Source organism: Candidatus Nomurabacteria bacterium (assembly GCA_023898425.1).
In the GTDB taxonomy this organism is placed as follows: domain Bacteria; phylum Patescibacteriota; class Patescibacteriia; order 2-12-FULL-60-25; family 2-12-FULL-60-25; genus HK-STAS-PATE-2.
The window spans coordinates 1,004,937-1,023,232 of sequence record CP060222.1; the positions used below are offsets into that span (position 1 = coordinate 1,004,937).

The 18,296-nt window shown below is 42.6% G+C and carries 23 protein-coding genes, 1 tRNA gene and 2 pseudogenes; 19 read left to right on the top strand and 7 right to left on the bottom strand.

Translation table 11 applies throughout. The annotated features are described in order from the left end of the window. Positions 1-47: 47 nt before the first annotated feature. Positions 48-1,223, top strand: coding sequence for an O-antigen ligase family protein (locus H6759_05475; protein USN52430.1), 1,176 nt, complete (start codon positions 48-50; stop codon positions 1,221-1,223). Here the strand turns inward: H6759_05475 and H6759_05480 are convergent. Next, positions 1,177-1,497, bottom strand: a complete 321-nt coding sequence (locus H6759_05480; GenBank protein USN52431.1) for a helix-turn-helix transcriptional regulator — start codon at positions 1,495-1,497, stop codon at positions 1,177-1,179. The two genes, H6759_05475 and H6759_05480, sit on opposite strands and share 47 nt — an antisense overlap. A gap of 81 nt (positions 1,498-1,578) precedes the next feature. Here H6759_05480 and H6759_05485 point away from each other — a divergent pair, with 81 nt between their 5' ends. Further along, positions 1,579-2,217: an NAD(P)H-dependent oxidoreductase gene (locus H6759_05485; GenBank protein ID USN52432.1), complete on the top strand. Its 639-nt coding sequence runs from the start codon at positions 1,579-1,581 to the stop codon at positions 2,215-2,217. Positions 2,218-2,271: 54 nt separating this feature from the next. On the opposite strand, the gene H6759_05490 is transcribed toward H6759_05485, so the two are convergent. Then, complete coding sequence (locus H6759_05490; protein USN52433.1) at positions 2,272-2,766, bottom strand: NUDIX domain-containing protein; 495 nt, start codon at positions 2,764-2,766, stop codon at positions 2,272-2,274. Positions 2,767-2,888: 122 nt separating this feature from the next. Here H6759_05490 and H6759_05495 point away from each other — a divergent pair. Then, a tRNA-Ser gene (locus tag H6759_05495) sits at positions 2,889-2,980 on the top strand. Between the two features lie 200 nt (positions 2,981-3,180). Here the strand turns inward: H6759_05495 and H6759_05500 are convergent. From H6759_05500 to H6759_05520, 5 genes are read right to left on the bottom strand one after another with little or no spacing between them, the layout of a single operon-like run. Continuing rightward, positions 3,181-3,456, bottom strand: a complete 276-nt coding sequence (locus H6759_05500) for a hypothetical protein (protein ID USN53051.1) — start codon at positions 3,454-3,456, stop codon at positions 3,181-3,183. After that, on the bottom strand, positions 3,402-3,626 hold the full coding sequence (locus H6759_05505; GenBank protein USN52434.1) for a recombinase zinc beta ribbon domain-containing protein: 225 nt from the start codon (positions 3,624-3,626) through the stop codon (positions 3,402-3,404). The genes H6759_05500 and H6759_05505 overlap by 55 nt, the downstream gene beginning before the upstream one ends. Positions 3,627-3,671: 45 nt before the next feature. After that, on the bottom strand, positions 3,672-3,809 hold the full coding sequence (locus tag H6759_05510; GenBank protein ID USN52435.1) for a recombinase family protein: 138 nt from the start codon (positions 3,807-3,809) through the stop codon (positions 3,672-3,674). After that, positions 3,752-3,997, bottom strand: a complete 246-nt coding sequence (locus tag H6759_05515) for a hypothetical protein (protein ID USN53052.1) — start codon at positions 3,995-3,997, stop codon at positions 3,752-3,754. The genes H6759_05510 and H6759_05515 overlap by 58 nt, the downstream gene beginning before the upstream one ends. A gap of 27 nt (positions 3,998-4,024) precedes the next feature. Then, the gene (locus H6759_05520; protein ID USN52436.1) at positions 4,025-4,327 is read right to left on the bottom strand and encodes a recombinase family protein; all 303 of its coding nucleotides are present in this window, start codon (positions 4,325-4,327) and stop codon (positions 4,025-4,027) included. Between the two features lie 191 nt (positions 4,328-4,518). On the opposite strand from H6759_05520, the gene H6759_05525 reads away from it, so the two are divergent. The 16 genes and pseudogenes from H6759_05525 (at position 4,519) to H6759_05600 (ending at position 18,296) form a co-directional block, all read left to right on the top strand. Further along, on the top strand, positions 4,519-4,941 hold the full coding sequence (locus H6759_05525; GenBank protein ID USN52437.1) for a hypothetical protein: 423 nt from the start codon (positions 4,519-4,521) through the stop codon (positions 4,939-4,941). A 33-nt stretch (positions 4,942-4,974) separates the two neighbouring features. After that, the gene (locus tag H6759_05530) at positions 4,975-5,181 is read left to right on the top strand and encodes a helix-turn-helix transcriptional regulator (GenBank protein ID USN52438.1); all 207 of its coding nucleotides are present in this window, start codon (positions 4,975-4,977) and stop codon (positions 5,179-5,181) included. Between the two features lie 9 nt (positions 5,182-5,190). After that, a pseudogene (locus tag H6759_05535) lies at positions 5,191-6,182 on the top strand (DNA cytosine methyltransferase). Positions 6,183-6,219: 37 nt separating this feature from the next. Beyond that, positions 6,220-6,786: a hypothetical protein gene (locus H6759_05540; GenBank protein ID USN52439.1), complete on the top strand. Its 567-nt coding sequence runs from the start codon at positions 6,220-6,222 to the stop codon at positions 6,784-6,786. A 917-nt stretch (positions 6,787-7,703) separates the two neighbouring features. Further along, the gene (locus H6759_05545; GenBank protein ID USN52440.1) at positions 7,704-7,886 is read left to right on the top strand and encodes a hypothetical protein; all 183 of its coding nucleotides are present in this window, start codon (positions 7,704-7,706) and stop codon (positions 7,884-7,886) included. 132 nt (positions 7,887-8,018) lie between these two features. Then, on the top strand, positions 8,019-8,351 hold the full coding sequence (locus H6759_05550; GenBank protein ID USN52441.1) for a JAB domain-containing protein: 333 nt from the start codon (positions 8,019-8,021) through the stop codon (positions 8,349-8,351). Between the two features lie 216 nt (positions 8,352-8,567). Next, entirely contained in the window at positions 8,568-8,750 is a 183-nt protein-coding gene (locus tag H6759_05555; protein USN53047.1) for a hypothetical protein, read from the top strand. A 647-nt stretch (positions 8,751-9,397) separates the two neighbouring features. Then, positions 9,398-9,804: pseudogene (locus H6759_05560) on the top strand (tryptophan-rich sensory protein). Positions 9,805-9,900: 96 nt separating this feature from the next. Continuing rightward, positions 9,901-10,425, top strand: a complete 525-nt coding sequence (locus tag H6759_05565) for a C39 family peptidase (GenBank protein ID USN52442.1) — start codon at positions 9,901-9,903, stop codon at positions 10,423-10,425. A 52-nt stretch (positions 10,426-10,477) separates the two neighbouring features. Continuing rightward, positions 10,478-11,422, top strand: coding sequence for a calcium/sodium antiporter (locus H6759_05570; GenBank protein ID USN52443.1), 945 nt, complete (start codon positions 10,478-10,480; stop codon positions 11,420-11,422). A 6-nt stretch (positions 11,423-11,428) separates the two neighbouring features. Further along, positions 11,429-12,100 carry a TIGR00341 family protein gene (locus H6759_05575; protein USN52444.1) on the top strand — a complete coding sequence of 224 codons (672 nt, stop codon included), beginning with the start codon at positions 11,429-11,431 and terminating at the stop codon, positions 12,098-12,100. Between the two features lie 72 nt (positions 12,101-12,172). After that, a complete protein-coding gene (locus tag H6759_05580) occupies positions 12,173-12,946 on the top strand; it encodes a hypothetical protein (GenBank protein ID USN52445.1) in 774 nt (257 codons plus the stop codon). Positions 12,947-13,003: 57 nt separating this feature from the next. Next, positions 13,004-14,023 (top strand): rhodanese-related sulfurtransferase, encoded by a 1,020-nt coding sequence (locus H6759_05585; protein USN52446.1) that lies wholly within the window; start codon positions 13,004-13,006, stop codon positions 14,021-14,023. Positions 14,024-14,056: 33 nt separating this feature from the next. Beyond that, on the top strand, positions 14,057-15,997 hold the full coding sequence (locus tag H6759_05590) for a copper-translocating P-type ATPase (protein USN52447.1): 1,941 nt from the start codon (positions 14,057-14,059) through the stop codon (positions 15,995-15,997). 657 nt (positions 15,998-16,654) lie between these two features. After that, positions 16,655-17,068 (top strand): Rrf2 family transcriptional regulator, encoded by a 414-nt coding sequence (locus H6759_05595; protein USN52448.1) that lies wholly within the window; start codon positions 16,655-16,657, stop codon positions 17,066-17,068. Between the two features lies 1 nt (position 17,069). Then, entirely contained in the window at positions 17,070-18,296 is a 1,227-nt protein-coding gene (locus H6759_05600) for an aminotransferase class V-fold PLP-dependent enzyme (GenBank protein ID USN52449.1), read from the top strand.

The following is an 18,296-nucleotide window of genomic DNA, read 5'->3' on the forward strand; positions in this document are numbered from 1 at the left end:
GAAGTACCAAGATAGGCAAGTCGGCTGGTTGGTGATAGGGTTTTGGTATGAAGAATGCTCTTCGGTATCTCTTATTGGCATTACCTATTATATTGCCGACGTATCTCCTTCGATTTAAGATCGGTCCTTTGCCGACAACCGTTTTAGAAATTGTTGTTTTAGTGATTATTGGGTTGTTTACCGTTACATACAAAGGCCAAGGATATAAAGATGCGTGGACAGCACTAAAAACATTTCGACTTCCGCTTATAGCTTTTACGTTTTTTTCATTGGCTGCGGTTTTTTGGTCGCCGGTACTGGTGCAGGGGTTAGGATTATGGCGGGCTTATGTTTTAGAGCCGATGCTCTTGCTAATGGTTTTTGTTGTAAGCATTGGTCGTGATGTACGCCGTGAAGAGATAGAACGATCTTTATACGTGAGCGTTTTGCTCCTTGCGATGTGGGGAGTTGTTGAATATCTTTTTGGGGTAGGTATCCCAAGTCCTTGGAATGTAGCGATAAGTGAAGGTCGTCGAGCGACGGGGCCATTTCCTTATCCAAATGCCTTAGCCTTAGCAGTGGTACCAATTGGTGCGTATGGGTTATCACGTTTTATCTCATCACGTGATCGTTTAGGGTTTATCACTTTTGTGATGGCGCTTATCGCTTCGTTTGTTGCACGAAGTGATGGGGGATTCATTGCGCTCGCGGCTGTGCTTTGGTTGGCGCTCGTTTCAATCAAGCGCCTTCGTTGGCCTGTAATTGTTGTGACTATTATAGGATTGGCTGTTGGTTTTGGTGTCTCAGAGATTCGTGAACCTGTTCTAAAAGAACTACGTTTAGAAAACTGGTCTGGGTATGTACGTAAAAAAATGTGGCAGGACACAACAGTTCTGCTCAAGGATCACCCGATAAAAGGCGCAGGTATGGCGGGATATCCTACGGTGTTTAAGCCGTATCAAACCACAACGGGTATTGAAGTCTTTCAGTATCCACACAATATCATCCTAAATTTTTGGGTAGAGACAGGTCTCGCTGGGCTCTTGGCTTTTTTCTGGATTGTTTTTGCTTGGCTCAAAAAGAAAGAGGCAATGCTATTGCCTCTTGTCGCGCTACTCATTCATGGTCTGGTAGATGTGCCGTATTTTAAGAATGACTTAGCGATTGTCTTTTTTCTTTTGCTAGCACTTTGTGCAATTACGCAAAGTGCTTCTTCGCGTACGTCTCAAGGGCAAGTAAAATAGGAAGAATTTCTTCGCCTTTATCTGTAAGTTGATAGCAAACGGAATTCTTATCGATGGTTTCTGTTTGGCGTTCAATCAAATCTAGCTTTTCCATCTTTTTTAAACGAGAGGTAAGTGTGACAGGGTTTACATTATTTAATTTGCGTTGCAATGCACAAAAACGTTGGCCACCATCTGAGAGATTACGAATAATGAGGAGCGTCCAAGCGTCTCCTAAGAGCTTGAATCCTTCTTGAAAACATTTTGGAGGTTGAAAAGGGTTTGCTTGACGCATAAAGAAAAAGAAGTTACTATAGATTTTATAGCGATCAACCGTTGATAGCTTTTTACTCCGAAAAGTTTACCCTATTTCCGTATGAAAGACCAGATTGTAAAGGCGATGAATTGGCGATATGCCGTTAAAGCGTATGACAAAGACAAAAAAGTAAGTAAAGAAGATCTCGAAACCATTTTAGAAGTAGGGCGCTTAGCTCCAAGTTCATTTGGGATTGAAGCTTGGAAGTTTCTTGTGATAGAGAATCCAGAACTACGTGAAAAGATTAAGGGCGCTGCTTATGGCCAAACGCAAGTCACAGATGCGAGTTATCTTATTGTTGTTACGCAACGTACGGATATTCGAGAGAACATTGCACGTGAGCTTGTTGAGCGTACGGCAAAAGCAACGGGTAAATCGCCTGAAGATCTCGCAGAGTTTAACAAGATGATTTCGGGATCTATCCAATCCCGTACGGATGATCAATTGCTCGCATGGGCACGATCACAGACGTATATCGCCTTAGGCGCGATGGTAGAAGCGGCAGCTTTACTTGGTGTAGATGCTTCTTCTATGGAAGGATTTAATCCTGCAGAGGTTGATAAAATTCTTGGTTTAAAAGAAAAGAATCTCGCTTCAGTCACGCTTTTTGAAGTTGGTTATCGAAGTAACGAGGATGGTTATGCTACACGCGCAAAAGTACGTAGACCGTTTTCAGAGGTGGTTGAATTTATCAAATAAGTTTTCGCTCGTATGAGAAAACCCGCACGAGAGTGCGGGTTTAGCATTATTGAGCTATTTACGAAGAGCGAAGGCATTCGTTAAGGCGGTACGCCAATCTGCCGTTAAGGCAAAGCCACGATCAAGCGCTTTTTCGATAGGAATCCAAAATGGTTTGCAATTGGTTTCGCGCTCATCTGTCGTGAGATTTATATCGCTCACCTCTCCGCTTTCATAGCGGCAGAGATAAAACAAACAAAGGCAGTGATGAAATTTATCTTTGTAATACCAGAGACTCGTATCACAGTGACAAATAACGTCAGGAGAAACATGCGTATTCGTTTCTTCGAATACTTCGCGTTTGAGAGCATCAAGATGTTTCTCGCCGAGATCAATGGCGCCACCAGGCAAGGTTAGACCGTATGTGGTATCTAAGACGAGTATGTCGTTCTCACGCAATGTGATGGCGTAGATAGACGGTCGATGTTTGAGCTGATCGGGTGCACAGGCATGTTTTTCGCCATGCATATCCGTACAATAAACAAGGGGTTTTGTTTCATCATTACGCATGGCTCTACCTCCAAAAGTACTAACAGAAGTTCAACATGGATAGGGTGATAAGGTCAATATTTTTACGGCTTTCATTGACCAAAGCGTCTTTGATCGCTACTATCTGGCCACACTCAAACCATGGAGAGGTGGCAGAGTGGTCGAATGCAACGGACTTGAAATCCGTCGTACGGCTTTAACCGTACCGAGGGTTCGAATCCCTCCTTCTCCGCCAGCAAAAAAACACTCGATTAACGAGTGTTTTTTTGATTTAGCCACCTTTGGTTTTGACTAGTCACGAGTTATAAATAGTGAATTCGTGTATGATGAAAAAAGATACTTACTAAGGTATAGAGGAAAAACAAAAATCCCGAATCCTTTCGGGATTTTCTTGTTATTAACATTTTTCGGCTTGGTTGGCTTCTTTTATGAAGTTTATGGCAAGTTCGAACCGATTATTGCTCTTCCGCCCAAAAGACGAGATTTTTTCTTCCAAATCCTTTTGGCGAGAATAAGCTTTTTGCTTTTGGTCGCATATTCTGCTTGCGACAAACTGCCTTCCAAATGTAAATCAAGCAAGCGATCAAGTTTTGCCTCAATCTCTACAAGCTCATCTCGCAATTTTTGGGCGAAAGAGCTTTCCGCTTGGGCAGTTTTCATTTTTTCACTTTCAAAATAATTGATTGACGCATTAGCCCAAGCGGAAGACAAAGAAACTTTTTGATTTCCTCTTTTATTTGAGAAGTGATGATTTCTTCACGAACATATTTTTTGGTACAAGGATTTTTCCGTTTGGTGCAACGCAAATAGTTATGACCTTTTTGCGTTTCGGTGGTGATAAAACAACCACATTCGCCACAACGGAAAAATCCTCTATACACAAAAGGTTTTCAATTTCGGCGTTTTCGGTTTGGATTTTTTCATCATCACTTCTTGGCATAAATCAAAAGTTTCTTTGTGATAATCGGTTCGTGCTTTCCGTCATACATTTCGCCATTGTATTCAATCACGCCATAATAAATCGGGTTTTTGAGCATGTACTGATAATTTGAGACGGAAAGCATTTTGCCTTTCTTGTTTCAAGTCTAAGAGAATTGATAATCTTTCGGATTTGAGCGAGCGGGTATTCGCCAGTGGCATACATTTCAAAAGCCCGCTTGATATATTTTGCTTTTTCTTTATCAACCGCAATACAGCGGGCGTTTTTATCGTTTATATAGCCCAATGGTGCCCAAGCGAGGCCAAATGCCATTTCGCAATTTCTGGCGAATACCCCTCTTTATGTTTTCCGAAAGATTATCCACATAGTATTTTGATTGCCCAAAAGCGATGGACAACATAAATTTTCCTTGCGGTGTCGGATCAAACCAAAAGTCGGGAATTTTAGCGCGGATATTTTACCAGTATCAACAAGATAAATTATTCGTCCGCCGTCTATGGAATTGCGAGCAAGGCGGTCGGGGTGCCACGCTAAAATTCCCTCGGCTTCATTTTCCTCTATGCGCGAGATCATTTCGTTAAAAATCTCTCTGCCCGGCTCTTTGGCGGTCTTACTTTCCACAAATTCACGGACGATATTCAAGCCCTCTTTTCTGGCGTATTTCGAAATTCAAAAGTTGCGCCTCAATACTGCGGAATTTGACGCTCTGGTTCGTCCGTGGATTTTCTTGTATATAGGAAAAACTTTTTGGTTTAAATTTATGTTGTCCATATTGTTTTGAAATTAGCTTTTGGGCAATCAAAGAAAAATGCGTTCAACCTTTCGCTGAAAGCGTGGAAAAATTAGTTCTGAAAACTTCGTTTTCTCTGTTGTCGCACAGGAACTTCCACATTGCCGACCGCACTTTGTTTTTGGATTTCAAAAATGCCTTCAAAATGCGGAAAAAACCCCATGCCGAGGCGCTTCCGATTCCGATTTCAAGTTTTGGCGGTGTGTATTGGACGAAGTTCGAATGTATTTCGGACAAAATCCGCAGGATTTTGACGAATGACCTTTGCGCCTCGGCGCGCTCGACAAGCTCGCGCGGGGCAAAACCCAAAAATTTCCTATCATTTTTATTTGCGGCTCCCCCACACACCCCCGCCGAAAATGGATTGGTAAGGAAATTTTTGGTTTTGCTGCCGCCGCTTCATAAAATCATTGTTTTTGCACACTTGTATTATAACTTAACATTGAGTCAAAACACAAGAGAATGATATAATAACCGTGTTGATAAGTTTTCATACAATATGGCGAAATCCACAGCACAAAAATTTGGCGAGAACATGAAGAAAATACGGCTCGAGAAAGGTATGTCGCAAGGCGATATTTGCCGTGAGTTAGGGTTAGATCGGGCGTATATTAGTAATGTTGAGAATGGTAAGCAAAATCTAACAATTAGCACGATGGAAAAGGTCGCCAAAGTGCTTGGTGTGAGCGTAGATCAACTTTTTTAAAATAATTTTATGGCAAAGAATACTCAAAGCAAATTTATGATCGTATCGCTTTTTGCCGGATGTGGCGGTCTGGACCTTGGCTTTGTTGGAGGTTTTGAATCAAACGGAAAAAAATATCAAAACATCCATTTGTAATTGATTGGGCCAACGACATAGACGAACCAGCGTGTAAAACTTTTAAAAATTATTTCAAACACGATATTGTTTGCGGAAGCATCGTTGATATTTTGAACAATAAGCATGATTCCATGTTTGATGCGCCGCTACCCAAAAAAGCTGATATTGTTCTCGGCGGTTTTCCATGCCAAGAGTTTAGTCATGCGGGAAAACGAAGAGGTTTCAATAGTGAAAAAGGACTTCTGTATCGCAGCATGGCCGAGGTCATTCGCAGAACGAAACCAGTATTATTCGTGGCTGAAAATGTAAAAGGTCTTCTTACGATAGATAACGGCACAGCAATCGACATTATCAAAGATGATTTTGCGGGGCTAGGATATCACGTAAATCATAAATTGCTTCTTGCGGCGGACTATGGCGTCCCTCAAATGCGCGAACGAGTAATTATTATCGGGACTCGCAAGAATGTGCTGCCTAGATTTGAGGATAGTGACTATCCAAAACCAACCCATAAGGGCAAGCAGCATGTTTCAGTCAAAGAAGCATTTGGCGATTTGGAAAATATAAAAGAAGGTGATTTTCCGAATCATCACTGGTCAAAAGCAAGGAAAAACAAAGGACAAGGAAATGGAGTAATTGACCCTAAAAACCAGGACCCACAATGCGAACCGAACACCATGGCAATATCGAATACCATTGGAATGGCAAACGACGACTTTCAGCTCGAGAGGCCGCAAGAATCCAATCTTTCCAGATGATATGGTATTTTGCCATCTACATCGCAAGCATACAAACAAATTGGCAATGCCGTTCCTCCTGTTTTGGCGTGGCACATTGCGAAATCAATTCGATCATTTCTCGATAAGAACTTGAAACAAGTATGATCTACGCCAAAAAGAAAAATCCGAGTGAAGAAATTTTTTGAAAATTCTTGAAGTTTCAAAGAATAAACTTGTTTCTAAGTTGAGGACTGAAAAACCGCTTCCAAATTCAAGTGATTTTGAAGTTTTGGTTTGTGAAGTAATGATAGAGGTGGCAAAAGGCACCGAGTTTGAAGGGACTATACGGCAAACTGGAATCGCGGCATTCCCCGACATTGTGGCAAACGGCTATTTTGGTGTGGAAGTTAAAATGACAATAAAGGACCACTGGCATTCAACGGGCAATAGTGTTTTTAGAATCACTCATGAAGCAGATGTTCAGAGAATTTACATTATGTTTGGGAAAATGGGAGGCGAACCAGACGTGAAATATCGGCTATATCAGGAATGTTTACCAGAAGTTAGCGTAACTCACTCTCCTCGCTATCGCATAGACATGAATTTGCCGGAAGGTGAATCCATTTTTGATAAGATCGGCGTTTCCTATGATGAGTTAAGAACGAGTGAAGATACTATTAAACAAATAAAATCATACTATCGAGGCCAACTAAAAGAAGGCGAAGGTCTGTGGTGGATTGATGAGGAATCGAAGCACCATCACCAGTGATTAAGCAGTTTCGAACACTGGATCCCACTGACAAAGAAAAGTTTAAGGTTGATTGTATGATTTTCTTTCCAGAATTATTTAAGAATCGGGCAAACTACGATCGAGCCGCCACATATCTTGTTACTGAATTCGGGGCAGTGTCAGCAAGCCTGAGAGATGAATTTAGCGCGGGAGGACGACGGGAAGTCTTGATAGCACGTGAGGAGGAGAAACGTTTCGCAAGTGCTTTCCCAGCTACGCGAAAGTTACGCCCCAGGAATAGCTAGCCGAATCAATGAGATAGACGAAGATTTATTGAAATTCTATTGGCAAGTTCCTTCCATTGAGGCAAATAGAATCGAGCAATGGAAAGAACTTGTGGATAGGGACGCATGCTAGTGGTCTTGGTGCCGAATCTCCCTCAGAAGTTTTTCAATCTGGCTATGAAGAAGCGAACTCGCAATAAACTAAGCCGTGATTTTTCAAAGGAAAGAGATTTAGACAAACTAACTATCCGAGAAAGATCACGACGAATGTCGCTCATACGCTCAAGATCAACAAAATTTGAGCAAGATTTTATTGCCACTCTCAAAAAAACAAATTCGCAAAACTTTTTACTACTAATGACAAGGGTGTTTTAGGTAAGCCCGATATTGCTTTTAAGAAGCACAAAGTTTGCGTTTTTTCTCGATAGTAACTTCTGGCATGGCTGGCAATATCCACGTTGGAAGCATTTACTCAAAAATGATTTCTGGCGTGAAAAAATTGAGCGTAACAGAAAACGAGACAAAAGGTGACACGAAAACTTTATGCTGAAGGTTGGACCGTGTTGCGTTTTTGGGAACATCAGCTTAAGAAAGATCAAACTGTTTGCGTGCAAAAAGAATAGTGGACACGCTTAAATAACGGCAAGGCTTGCCCTATAATAAAGCAATATCATGAAACTTACCGAGCTTAAGAAAATTGAATTACCCAGAGAGAAAATGGAGAAGTACGGTGCAAAGCGCCTCAAAACTTTTGAGTTGCTAGCGATTGTGCTTGGCTCGGGAATCAAAGGATGTAATGTACTTGAACTTGCGCGAAAAAATAGAAAAACTTATAGCTCTAAAATCGGTAAATAACGTCACGATTGATGATTTACGAAAAATTCGTGGACTTGGAAAAACAAAGGCAATTCAAATACTTTCCGTTATTTCCCTTGTGGATCGCCTTGGGAGCGAGCGTAGTGCTGAATTGTTATCAGGAAAAGATATATGGAATTTATGTGCGGACTTTCGTTCATCGAAAAAGAACACATGGTGGCGTTTTACCTCGACACTCAACAAAAATTGATCGAAAGGCGTGTTATCTCAGTAGGAACCCTTGACGCTTCACTTTTACACCCACGAGAAGTCTTTGAGCCTGCTTTGCAATTAGCAGCGGCAGGGGTTATTCTAGCGCATAATCACCCTTCGGGAAATCTCGAGCCTTCAGATGAGGATATCGCAGTCACAAAAAGAATAGCTGACGCCGGAGATCTGCTTGGGATTAATCTTGTTGATCATATCATTGTTTCGGATAAAGAATTTCGAGTCATGAATCTGTAAGGAATTGGCGAAACAGGGTTGAAAAAAATAATAAAATAATTTAGAATACCAATGAAAACGAGGCGTTAAGCCCGTCCCGTGTTCTTGCAAAAGCCAAAATGACTATCTTCATATCGCGTCTGGCGAGAAAGGAGGTAGTCGAACCTTTCTCGATATTATTAACTTAATTCGAGATGTTCTATGGCAAATTCAAATTGCAAGAACGATGCGCCTGGCATGAAAGGCTGCCGTACTCGAAACCAAAATGGATTGTTGCGCGACAAGCGTGATGACACCCATATTGGTACAATCGAGAAACAATATGGCATTGACCTTGGTGTCAGGTCTGATATGCAACTCGGGACTTATCTTGAGAAGCATAACATCGAATCTCTGAACGATCTTATCACGGGTCGCTAAGGGAAGCGGGGACGAGGCTAACGCCTCGTCTTCATTTTCATTTTACCTCAATTTGAATTTTCTTGCTTATTTCTCTGTGCATAAAAACGAAGCCACAGAGAGCGAACACGAAGCAAGCACCGAGCAGGCATCGCGAACGAATGTGAGCGGCCAATGCGAGGTGCCTGCAAAGTGTGAGAGGACTACCGAACTACCACCAAACGCGGAGACGAGAGCGCCTCGGGCCGACGCAAGCGACGGAGAAAAGGCGGGCGTAAAACCGGCAAAAGTGCTAAAATACACTTATTAGCCTTTTTGAGAGAGTGAAGCGGCGGCAGCAAAACCAAAAATTTCTTACCAATCCATTTTCGGCGGGGGTGTGGGGAGCCGCAAATAAAAAATGATAGGAAATTTTTGGGTTTTGCCTGCCGCGCGAAAGCTTGTCAGAGCGGCCGAGGCGAAAAAGGTCATTCGTCAAAATCCTGCGGATTTTGTCCGAAATACATTCGAACTTCGTCCAATACACACCGCCAGCAAAAAACACTCGATTAACGAGTGTTTTTTTGATTTATCCTACCTTTGGTTTTGACTAGTCACGAGTTATAAATAGTGAATTCGTGTATGATGAAAAAAGATACTTACTAAGGTATAGAGGAAAAACAAAAAAGATGAACACATATAATTGGTACTCGCAACTCGTAAGACCCAGTTGGGCACCACCGTCTTGGGTGTTTGGACCTGTGTGGACGGTGCTGTATGCGATAATTAGTGTTTCTTTTGGTACAGTTTTTTATAAGGTATTCACTGATAAGATTGCATGGACGGTGGCTTTGCCATTTGCCTTAAATCTCGCTTTTAACGCGGCTTTTTACGCCTCTTCAGTTTGGTTTAAAAAACAATCTATTAGCGGCGATTGATATTGTGCTCGTTCTGTTTACATTGGTTTGGGCTTTTTTATGCCGTATGGACGGTATTACCTGAGCTTCGTTGGGTTGTTTATGTAAATATTCCTTATTTGCTCTGGGTATTATTTGCGACCGTTTTGCAGTTGACAATCACCTATTTAAATCGATAAGTCACGCTTTAGCCACGTTCTTGCTGGGCTTGTTTTTTCTGTATAAATAGCCTATGATCCTTGGATCTTTAGTCTATAGTATTATTTTTAGGTGTTATGAAGATATTGGATTTTCCTCATGCCTCACAAACATATGAGTATGATTGCGGACCAACGGTATTGCAGGGAATCCTGACATACTACGGCGCCGAAGTAAGAAAAGAAAAAATTTTTAAATGGGCGCGTACGAACACGAGACACGGAACTCTTACAAAAGGAATGTTGAAGGTTCTTGATCGTTTTTCATTAGAGTATGATTCTCGTCTCATGACAATCGGAGATATTAAGGAATATATAGATAAGGATATTCCTGTTATTTTGCTTTTGCAGGCATGGAATGAAAAAGATCAGCTTTATACCGACCGTTTTGATGATAGTCATTGGGTTACGGCAATTGGCTACAATGAGGACACAATTCTTTTTGAAGATCCTTATGCCTTTGCTCGCGTCTATCTCAAGCAGAGCGAGTTAGTAAAACGTTGGCACGGCAGAGAGGGTCGCAAACGTATTTTGCAGCACGGTATCGCTGTTTACGGAAAAGACCCTGCCTATCAGTCACAAAGAGTGATTCACATGGATTAGCGCAAAAGTGCTATGATACAAGCAATATATTTTTAATTTCTTGTATTAGCCTATGATTTTACTTTGGTCATGTGTCTTTTTTGTCTCGCTGGCTATTTTAGTAAAAGGCGCCGATTGGCTTATTGAAAGTGCCGAAAAAATCGGTTTAGCTGCTGGGCTTTCTCCGTTTATCGTGGGCGTTACCATCGTTGGTATGGGGACGTCGTTTCCTGAGCTTATCTCGTCTTTTGCAGCGACGATGCGAGGCGTGACAGATGTTGTTGTAGCAAATGCCATTGGTTCTAATATTGCGAATATTCTGCTTGTTCTTGGGCTCTCGGCTGTTATTGGTAAAAAACTTTCTGTAACAAAAAGCCTGATTGATTTAGATCTGCCTCTATTAGCGATGAGTGCCGTTTTATTATTGGGCGTTGTTTGGGATAAGCAGGTAACGTTTGGTGAAGCGATTATTCTGCTATGTTCTTATGGTATTTATCTTCTCTATACAACAAATCACACAGATCAAGAGAATGCCGTTAAGAAGGCTTTATCCCGTGCTGCACGACCAAAAGCTTCATTTAAAGACGTTATTTTACTTATTGTTGGTGTCGCCGCGCTCTCTTTAGGTGCTAAATATCTTGTAGACGCGCTTATTCAACTATCGTCATTACTAAATATTGGAACTGGTGTTATTGCGATTACGGCAGTTGCTGTTGGTACCTCTTTGCCAGAATTGCTCGTTTCGGTAAAAGCAGCAATGCAAAAAAAATCTGAAGTTGCACTCGGTAATATCTTTGGTTCAAATATCTTTAACTCATTTGTTGTTGTGGGGTTACCGGCTCTCTATAAAACGCTCGAAGTCGACCCTCAAACCTATATGATTGGTTTGCCGGCGATGATGTTGGCAACACTTCTCTTTGTGATCTCTGGTATATCGCAGCAAATTTATCGATGGGAGGGAGGTCTATACCTCATGCTTTATATCCTCTTTACCGTGAAGCTCTTTAATTGGTTCTAATACGCTATGAAATTTACCTTCTCTCCATCGGCAACAAGCGAAGATAAATCGCTTGCAGTAGAAAAACTCATTACGCATAGTACGCCTAGCTCAGATTTTTATGTCATGGTGATTTTGGCGATCGCGATGGCTACCATCGGTTTATTGTTAGACAGCGCCTCGATTATTATCGGAAGCATGCTAATCTCGCCCATGCTCTATGTCTTTTTAAGTCTTTCATTGGGCTTTAGTTTATCGGATAAAAAACTCATCAGAAGGTCTGCGATCTCGATTATTAAGGCAACGGTTGTAGGTATCATTATTTCAGCGTTGATCACCTTATTTGTGAGGGATGTGACAAATACGTCTGAGATCCTTGCTCGTACTAATCCTTCTCTCGCGTATGCAGCGGCGGCTTTTATTGCAGGATTCGCAGCGGCATTTACACTCACCAAACCTACGTTAAGTGAAACATTGCCTGGTGTTGCTATTGCTGTTTCTATCATCCCTCCGGTTGCTGTTTCTGGTATTGGGCTTGCGACGCTCCAGTGGTCATTATTTCGCGGATCTATTGTCCTCTTTATCATTAATATGGTATCTGTTTTTACTGGTAGCTTGGTTCTTTTTCTTTTATTGGATATTCATTCAAAAAAAGACGTTGCCCAACAAACGTTAAAAGAAGAAGATAAAAAGCTTTAGGAGATATTGTCAAAAATCACCCTATATTCTAGGGTGATTTTGATTTGGACTTTCGCAACTGTCGGAGGAATCATGCGTCCATATATCGGAATTACGGATTTTACTACATCCGAGCAAGTTGATTTGTTGATGCGTTACTTTGAGGATTATCCAAACACGAAGCGAATGCTTCATGTTGGTGTCATGACAAGCTATAAACAGCTGCACGGATTACCAAGTAAATGGCAAAACGTGTTTCCGAAGCCATCGGAAATCGCGGATATTTTTCAACGAGACGATGTCTATAATTGTTTGCACTATGCTGACTATGATGGGCATCCAGGTCTACGACAAACGCTCGGCAAAGCCATCATTAGCGGTGGTCCAAAACTACATTCGTTGCAATTGGATATGATTTGGCCTGATCCAGATGCTATTCGAAGCGCGATCGAAGACACAGGTAATGTCACTGATGTGATCTTGCAAATCAATAAGTTTGCCATGGGGCAATGCCAGGAGCAGCCACATTTGGTTGCGAGGCGATTGAAAAGTTATCAAGGGATCGTCACGAGGGTTCTGCTTGATAAGAGCATGGGCCGTGGCGCTGGGCTTGATGCAAGACTACTAACGACTTACGCTCGTGCTATTGTAGAAACCATTCCTGAGATTGGTCTTGGTGTCGCGGGAGGACTTGGTCCAAGCACTCTCTATCTCCTGGACCCGCTCATCAAAGCGTTTCCAAATATTAGTATCGACGCACAAAGTCGACTTCGACCGAGTGGTAGCGCGCTTGCTGAGCCTATCGACTGGGATATGGCTGGACTCTACCTCAAACGTAGCATCGAGTATTTCGCTGCAAATGCCTGATGATACCCCTACTTACGTAACGGTAAGTGGGGGTTATTTCTTTACAAAAAACCTAAAATGGAGTATTTATCAGCCATGAAATACCAGGTGCTACTCTTCTATAAGTACGTCACTATTGCTGATCCGCAGGCTTTTGCTGAGTGGATACGTGAACGTGGCACAACGCTCGGTTTTAAGGGTAGAATTTTGGTTGCTGAAGAAGGGTTAAACGGTATTCTTGAAGGTGAGATATCTCAAACAGAGATCTTTGCGAAAGAACTTCTTGAGAACCCGTTATTTTCTGACATGAACATTAAGCGTAGCGAAGGCAATGGGGAGGCATTTCCTCGTTGGTCGGTGAAGGTGCGTCATGAAATCGTTGGTACACAGTTTTCTTATGATGAGGCAGATCCACGTGTTCGCACAGCGCCGCATCTTTCTCCAGAAAAGTTACGCGAGATGTATGAACGCGACGAAGATTTTATCGTGGTTGATATGCGTAACTCTTTTGAGATCGCCTCAGGTAAATTTAAGAAGACGGTAGACCCTGGAATGGTCGCATCACGTGATTTAAAAGAAGCCGTCGTAAAGCTCGAAAAATATAAAGACAAAAAAGTCATCACCGTTTGTACGGGTGGCGTGCGTTGCGAAAAAATGTCAGCTTATCTTTTAAGTAAAGGCTTTAAGGATGTATATCAGCTAGAGAACGGTATCCATGCCTATATGGAAAAGTATCCGGGCAAAGATTTTATGGGCGCGCTTTATACCTTTGATGATCGTATCGTAATGGACTTTGGAGGAGATCGCGAAATCATTGGTGAATGTCATCTTTGTAAAGAAAAAACGGAGCGCTATATCAATTGTGCGAATGATGAATGTCACTTACATATTCTCGTTTGTGAGACTTGTTCGCCCGATCGTAAAAACGCGTATTGCTCAAAAAAGTGCAAAGCCCATAACGCGGCACTTGCACGTAAGGCAAAGCTCGATGCCTGGTTAGCACCAGCAAAAAAGCAACTTCAACGTTTACGTTATCGTGCTATCAAGCGTTATCACCGAGCCCTGTGGTTCATTCGTCGTTTGAAAAAATCCGCCTAGGCGGATTTTTTGTTTGATTGCTATAGTGTGCTCATGAAACACGACCAGCATGTCATGCCAGCGCAACATGACCATCGCTCTACAGCAAAAGTAGCAAAACACGAGCTCTGGGTATCCGGATTGATATTTGTCTATGTAATGACAGCAATGATATTGCCGATACCACTTTGGTCCGTTATTGTTTTGGGTTGGTATGTTGTCCTAAAAAGCGGCTGGACATTTCATATGCGCGCTATTCAGGCGATACAAAATAGACGGGCAAACATGGATGTTTTGGTATCGATGGCAACGTTATCAGCGATGATTTGGAGTACGACAGCCTTGTTTGTCCCGCAACCACATTTTGTTGAGAGTGCCGCCGCTATTATCTTCTTTGTATTGCTTGGAATCTATTTAGAGGATCGTCAGCGTAGCAATGTTCGAGAAGCTGTAGGGCTTTTATTTGCGCAACATCCCGTCTTGGCGCATCGTAAGCAAGATGATGGTAGTTGGTATGATCTTGCTGCGGCAAATTTACGAGTTGGTGATATTTGTTTAGTAAAAACAAGTGAGACGGTTCCACAAGATGGTGTTGTTATAAGTGGTCATTCGACGGTAGATGAATCAATGTTTACGGGCGAGTCACTACCTTCAGAAAAACAACGAGGTGACACGGTATACGGAGGGACTATTAATAGCACCGGTTCATTTGAGATGGAGGTGAGTGCCGAAGCGGGGATGGGTGTTTTTGATCAAATGGTGCAAATTGTAGAAAAGGCACTGGCGAGCAAAGCCCCAATTGAGAAACTCGCAGATCGTATTAGCGCGGTATTCGTTCCTATTGTCATCGTTTTTGCTACCGTGACGTTAATTCTTTGGTTGTATGTTTCTAATGATTCTGCGATGGCAGTACGTAATGCCATTGCCGTACTTGTTATTGCTTGTCCATGTGCATTAGGTATCGCTACGCCTGCTGCAGTACTTGTTGGTACCGGAGCTGGCGCTAAAAAAGGTATCTTTATTAAAGAAGGGTCTGCGCTCGAAGCGGCAAAAGATATTGATCTTGTTCTTTTTGATAAAACAGGAACGTTAACCGAAGGTCATCCATCGGTGACAGATACTTTTGTGATAGATGGCCAATCAGAAAAGCTTGTATTATTGCTTGCAGCAAGTTTAGAGTCCCGTTCTGAACACCCACTCGGTGGTGCGATCATTGAATCGCAGAAGAACATGAATGAGCCCCTTCTATCAATTGAACAGTATGAGGCAATACCAGGGCGTGGTCTCAAAGGTGAATATGAAGGTAAGACGTTGCTTGTAGGTAAAGAATCGTTAATCACGGATACTTCTATTGCTATTGATGCTGGTTTCCAGAAAAAGACCGAGCAGGCAAGAGCGCTTGGTAAGACGGTTGTTTTTGTTGCGTATGATGGTGCGCTTATTGGCGCCATTGCGATCGCAGACCGTATACGCGAGGATGCAAAGATCGCCGTTGAGCGCTTGCGGGCCATGGATATTGATGTGGCATTAGTGACGGGTGATCATGAGGCTTCTGCTCAAGCGGTAGCGGCACAGGTCGGTATCACACAAGTATTAGCAGATACATTGCCAACAAAAAAAGCTGAGGTGGTAACAAAACTTATTGAGAAGGGGCATCATGTCGCTTTTGTAGGGGATGGTGTGAATGATGCACCAGCCCTTGCTTCGGCAAATCTCGGTATTGCAATGGGGAGTGGTACCGATATCGCCAAAGCTGCCGGACAAATGGTATTGATGGGAGGTTCACCTTCAAAGGCAGCGGATGCGATAATTCTTTCGCGTTTCACGTTTCAGACGATTAAACAAAATCTCTTCTGGGCTTTTGGTTATAATGTCGTCGGTCTCGGATTAGCTGCTTTTGGATATGTTCATCCGGCTGTTGCGGGGCTCGCAATGGCGCTTTCGAGCATTAGTGTATTGCTAAATAGCTTACGAGTGGCGAAGGCGCACCATTGAAAAAAGAAGAGGTCTGTGTTATGAACGCGCTGGAGGTGTCCAATGGCAGACGTGTCCACTGAATGTTCAGAGGCGAAGAATGAAGATCGAGAGATCGATTTATCGCATAACCAAAAAAATCTCATATGGATGCTGTTTATCGGATATTACTTAACTGAGATAGCAGTTTTTGAGCTCTTGGTTTTACTGAGTGTTTTTTCATCCGATTTGCTCTTTCCTCTAAGCGCGCTCAGTGTTGTCGCTATAATTGCTTGGTGGATAATCCCTGGTCAAAATGGCTTTTTGGGACTATGGGACACGGGTATTGAATGTTGGACTACACTTTTTTGGCAACAGGTTGTTCTTTCAGCGCTTAGCGGGTGGCTAAGCCTCATTGCTTTGTTCCTTCTTCACCTGCCTTTTTTTGTGATGAATGAAGATGTTAGCATATCAGACACTTTCTTTCGAGAATGGTTGTACTCCAATTTTCACATCGTGCTAACTCTCGTTCTCCTCTGCGTCCTAAAATACAAAGGTCTGTTCTCAGAAAAAGCGAGCAGAGAATCTTTTGTATATTTTATGTTCATTTTTGGCTTCAGAACATTCTTCGTTCTAAGCAGAAGTCTCTTTTGACAGACTCTACGCGATGAGGTATTTTCTGGTCTTAAACCAGGAGATATGTCATCGCTTTTTCAGATTAGTGAAAAACAGCACCTCGGTGCGTTATTTCTTACAAAACTCGCGTCTTTAGATGAGGGGGTCTATTTGCGTATTAGTGATGCTGCTAAAGAAATGAAGGCTTCTGAGTCGTATCTCGAAGAAGTGGCAGCCCTATTAAAAAAGGCTGAGCTTGTAAAAGCAAAAACTGGTCCTACCGGGGGATATCAGTTGGCAAAAATACCCGCAGAAATCACAACGCACGATATGGTGACAGCGCTCGAAGGCGAAGTTTCTCTCGTGCCTTGTCTTTCTCATCAAAAGGGATTGTGCGGAATGGAAGCAGGCTGCAAGAGTCGTTCGCTCTGGCATGGCTTACAAAAGAACATCGTTTCTTCGCTTCAATCAACGACGCTCGCTGACCTCATCAAATAATATGCAAAAAATCATTTACATGGATCACGCCGCTTCTACTCCGATGAGCTCGGAGGTACTTGAGGTGATGCGACCATACTTTACGGAAATCTACGGCAATCCATCATCGTTTCACTCCGTTGGGTTACAGGCAAAATCAGCGGTAGATGCATCACGTACAAAAATCGCTGAGATTTTACATGCGCATGCCGATGAAATCTTATTTACCTCTGGTGGTACTGAGTCCGATAATATGGCGGTACTTGGTATTCCGCGTTTTTATAAAAAGAAGTTGAAAGAGTTATCGGGGGAAGAAGCGATTCCGCATGTCATCACTTCTGCTATTGAGCATCATGCTGTTCTTGAGCCATTGCTTTTGCTTGAGAAAAAAGGGGAGATCACGCTTACGCAAATTAAGCCGGATGAGTTTGGTCAAATTGATCCAAAAGACATTAAAGAAGCGCTTAAGCCCGAAACGGTTCTCATTAGTATCATGATGGCGAACAATGAAATCGGTACCATTAATCCGATTGCGGATATTGGTCGTGTTGTTCTTGCTTGGCGCAAAGAGAAGTCTACGATTTTTCCGTTTTTTCACTCAGACGCGTGTCAGGCGACGGGGGCAATTGAGTTAAATGTAGAGCAATTACATACCGATCTTCTCACGATCAATGGTTCAAAGATGTATGGACCAAAAGGTATTGGCGCATTGTACTTGCGTCGCGGAACACGTATTGATCCGCTTACGATTGGCGGAGGACAAGAGCGCGGTATGCGCGCTGGTACAGAAGCTGTGCCACTTATCGTCGGTTTTGCAAAAGCCCTTGAGCTTGCACAAGCCCATCGCGAAACAGAGTCTGCGCGTTTAACGGTGCTTCGTGATCAACTCGCAGAAGGTTTGCTCAAGATTCCAAAAACGCGTCTTAATGGTCATCCTACCGAGCGATTACCGAATAGTGTGAATGTCTCTTTTCTTGATATTGAAGGTGAGGCTTGTATTCTTTATCTCGACGCCAAAGGAATCATGACTTCAACAGGTTCTGCTTGCGCATCGACATCGCTTGATCCATCACATGTCATTCTTGCTACCGGACTTTCGTATGAAGCAGCACATGGTTCTATACGATTTACCTTGGGTGCATCCAACACAAAAGAAGATGTTGAGTATGTACTCAGCGTAATGCCCGAGATTGTAGAAATGCTCCGTAAGATCAGTCCAACCAATTTAGACATGAAACACTTTACCTAA

Coding starts and splice junctions, on each gene's coding strand:
- H6759_05555 (USN53047.1), top strand. CDS start 8,568: ATGAAAGGCTGCCGTACTCGAAACCAAAATGGATTGTTGCGCGACAAG.
- H6759_05575 (USN52444.1), top strand. CDS start 11,429: ATGAAATTTACCTTCTCTCCATCGGCAACAAGCGAAGATAAATCGCTT.
- H6759_05480 (USN52431.1), bottom strand. CDS start 1,497: ATGCGTCAAGCAAACCCTTTTCAACCTCCAAAATGTTTTCAAGAAGGA.
- H6759_05475 (USN52430.1), top strand. CDS start 48: ATGAAGAATGCTCTTCGGTATCTCTTATTGGCATTACCTATTATATTG.
- H6759_05550 (USN52441.1), top strand. CDS start 8,019: ATGGAATTTATGTGCGGACTTTCGTTCATCGAAAAAGAACACATGGTG.
- H6759_05600 (USN52449.1), top strand. CDS start 17,070: ATGCAAAAAATCATTTACATGGATCACGCCGCTTCTACTCCGATGAGC.
- H6759_05545 (USN52440.1), top strand. CDS start 7,704: ATGAAACTTACCGAGCTTAAGAAAATTGAATTACCCAGAGAGAAAATG.
- H6759_05590 (USN52447.1), top strand. CDS start 14,057: ATGAAACACGACCAGCATGTCATGCCAGCGCAACATGACCATCGCTCT.
- H6759_05510 (USN52435.1), bottom strand. CDS start 3,809: ATGCTTTCCGTCTCAAATTATCAGTACATGCTCAAAAACCCGATTTAT.
- H6759_05515 (USN53052.1), bottom strand. CDS start 3,997: ATGGCATTTGGCCTCGCTTGGGCACCATTGGGCTATATAAACGATAAA.
- H6759_05490 (USN52433.1), bottom strand. CDS start 2,766: ATGCGTAATGATGAAACAAAACCCCTTGTTTATTGTACGGATATGCAT.
- H6759_05530 (USN52438.1), top strand. CDS start 4,975: ATGGCGAAATCCACAGCACAAAAATTTGGCGAGAACATGAAGAAAATA.
- H6759_05485 (USN52432.1), top strand. CDS start 1,579: ATGAAAGACCAGATTGTAAAGGCGATGAATTGGCGATATGCCGTTAAA.
- H6759_05565 (USN52442.1), top strand. CDS start 9,901: ATGAAGATATTGGATTTTCCTCATGCCTCACAAACATATGAGTATGAT.
- H6759_05570 (USN52443.1), top strand. CDS start 10,478: ATGATTTTACTTTGGTCATGTGTCTTTTTTGTCTCGCTGGCTATTTTA.
- H6759_05585 (USN52446.1), top strand. CDS start 13,004: ATGGAGTATTTATCAGCCATGAAATACCAGGTGCTACTCTTCTATAAG.
- H6759_05580 (USN52445.1), top strand. CDS start 12,173: ATGCGTCCATATATCGGAATTACGGATTTTACTACATCCGAGCAAGTT.
- H6759_05595 (USN52448.1), top strand. CDS start 16,655: ATGTCATCGCTTTTTCAGATTAGTGAAAAACAGCACCTCGGTGCGTTA.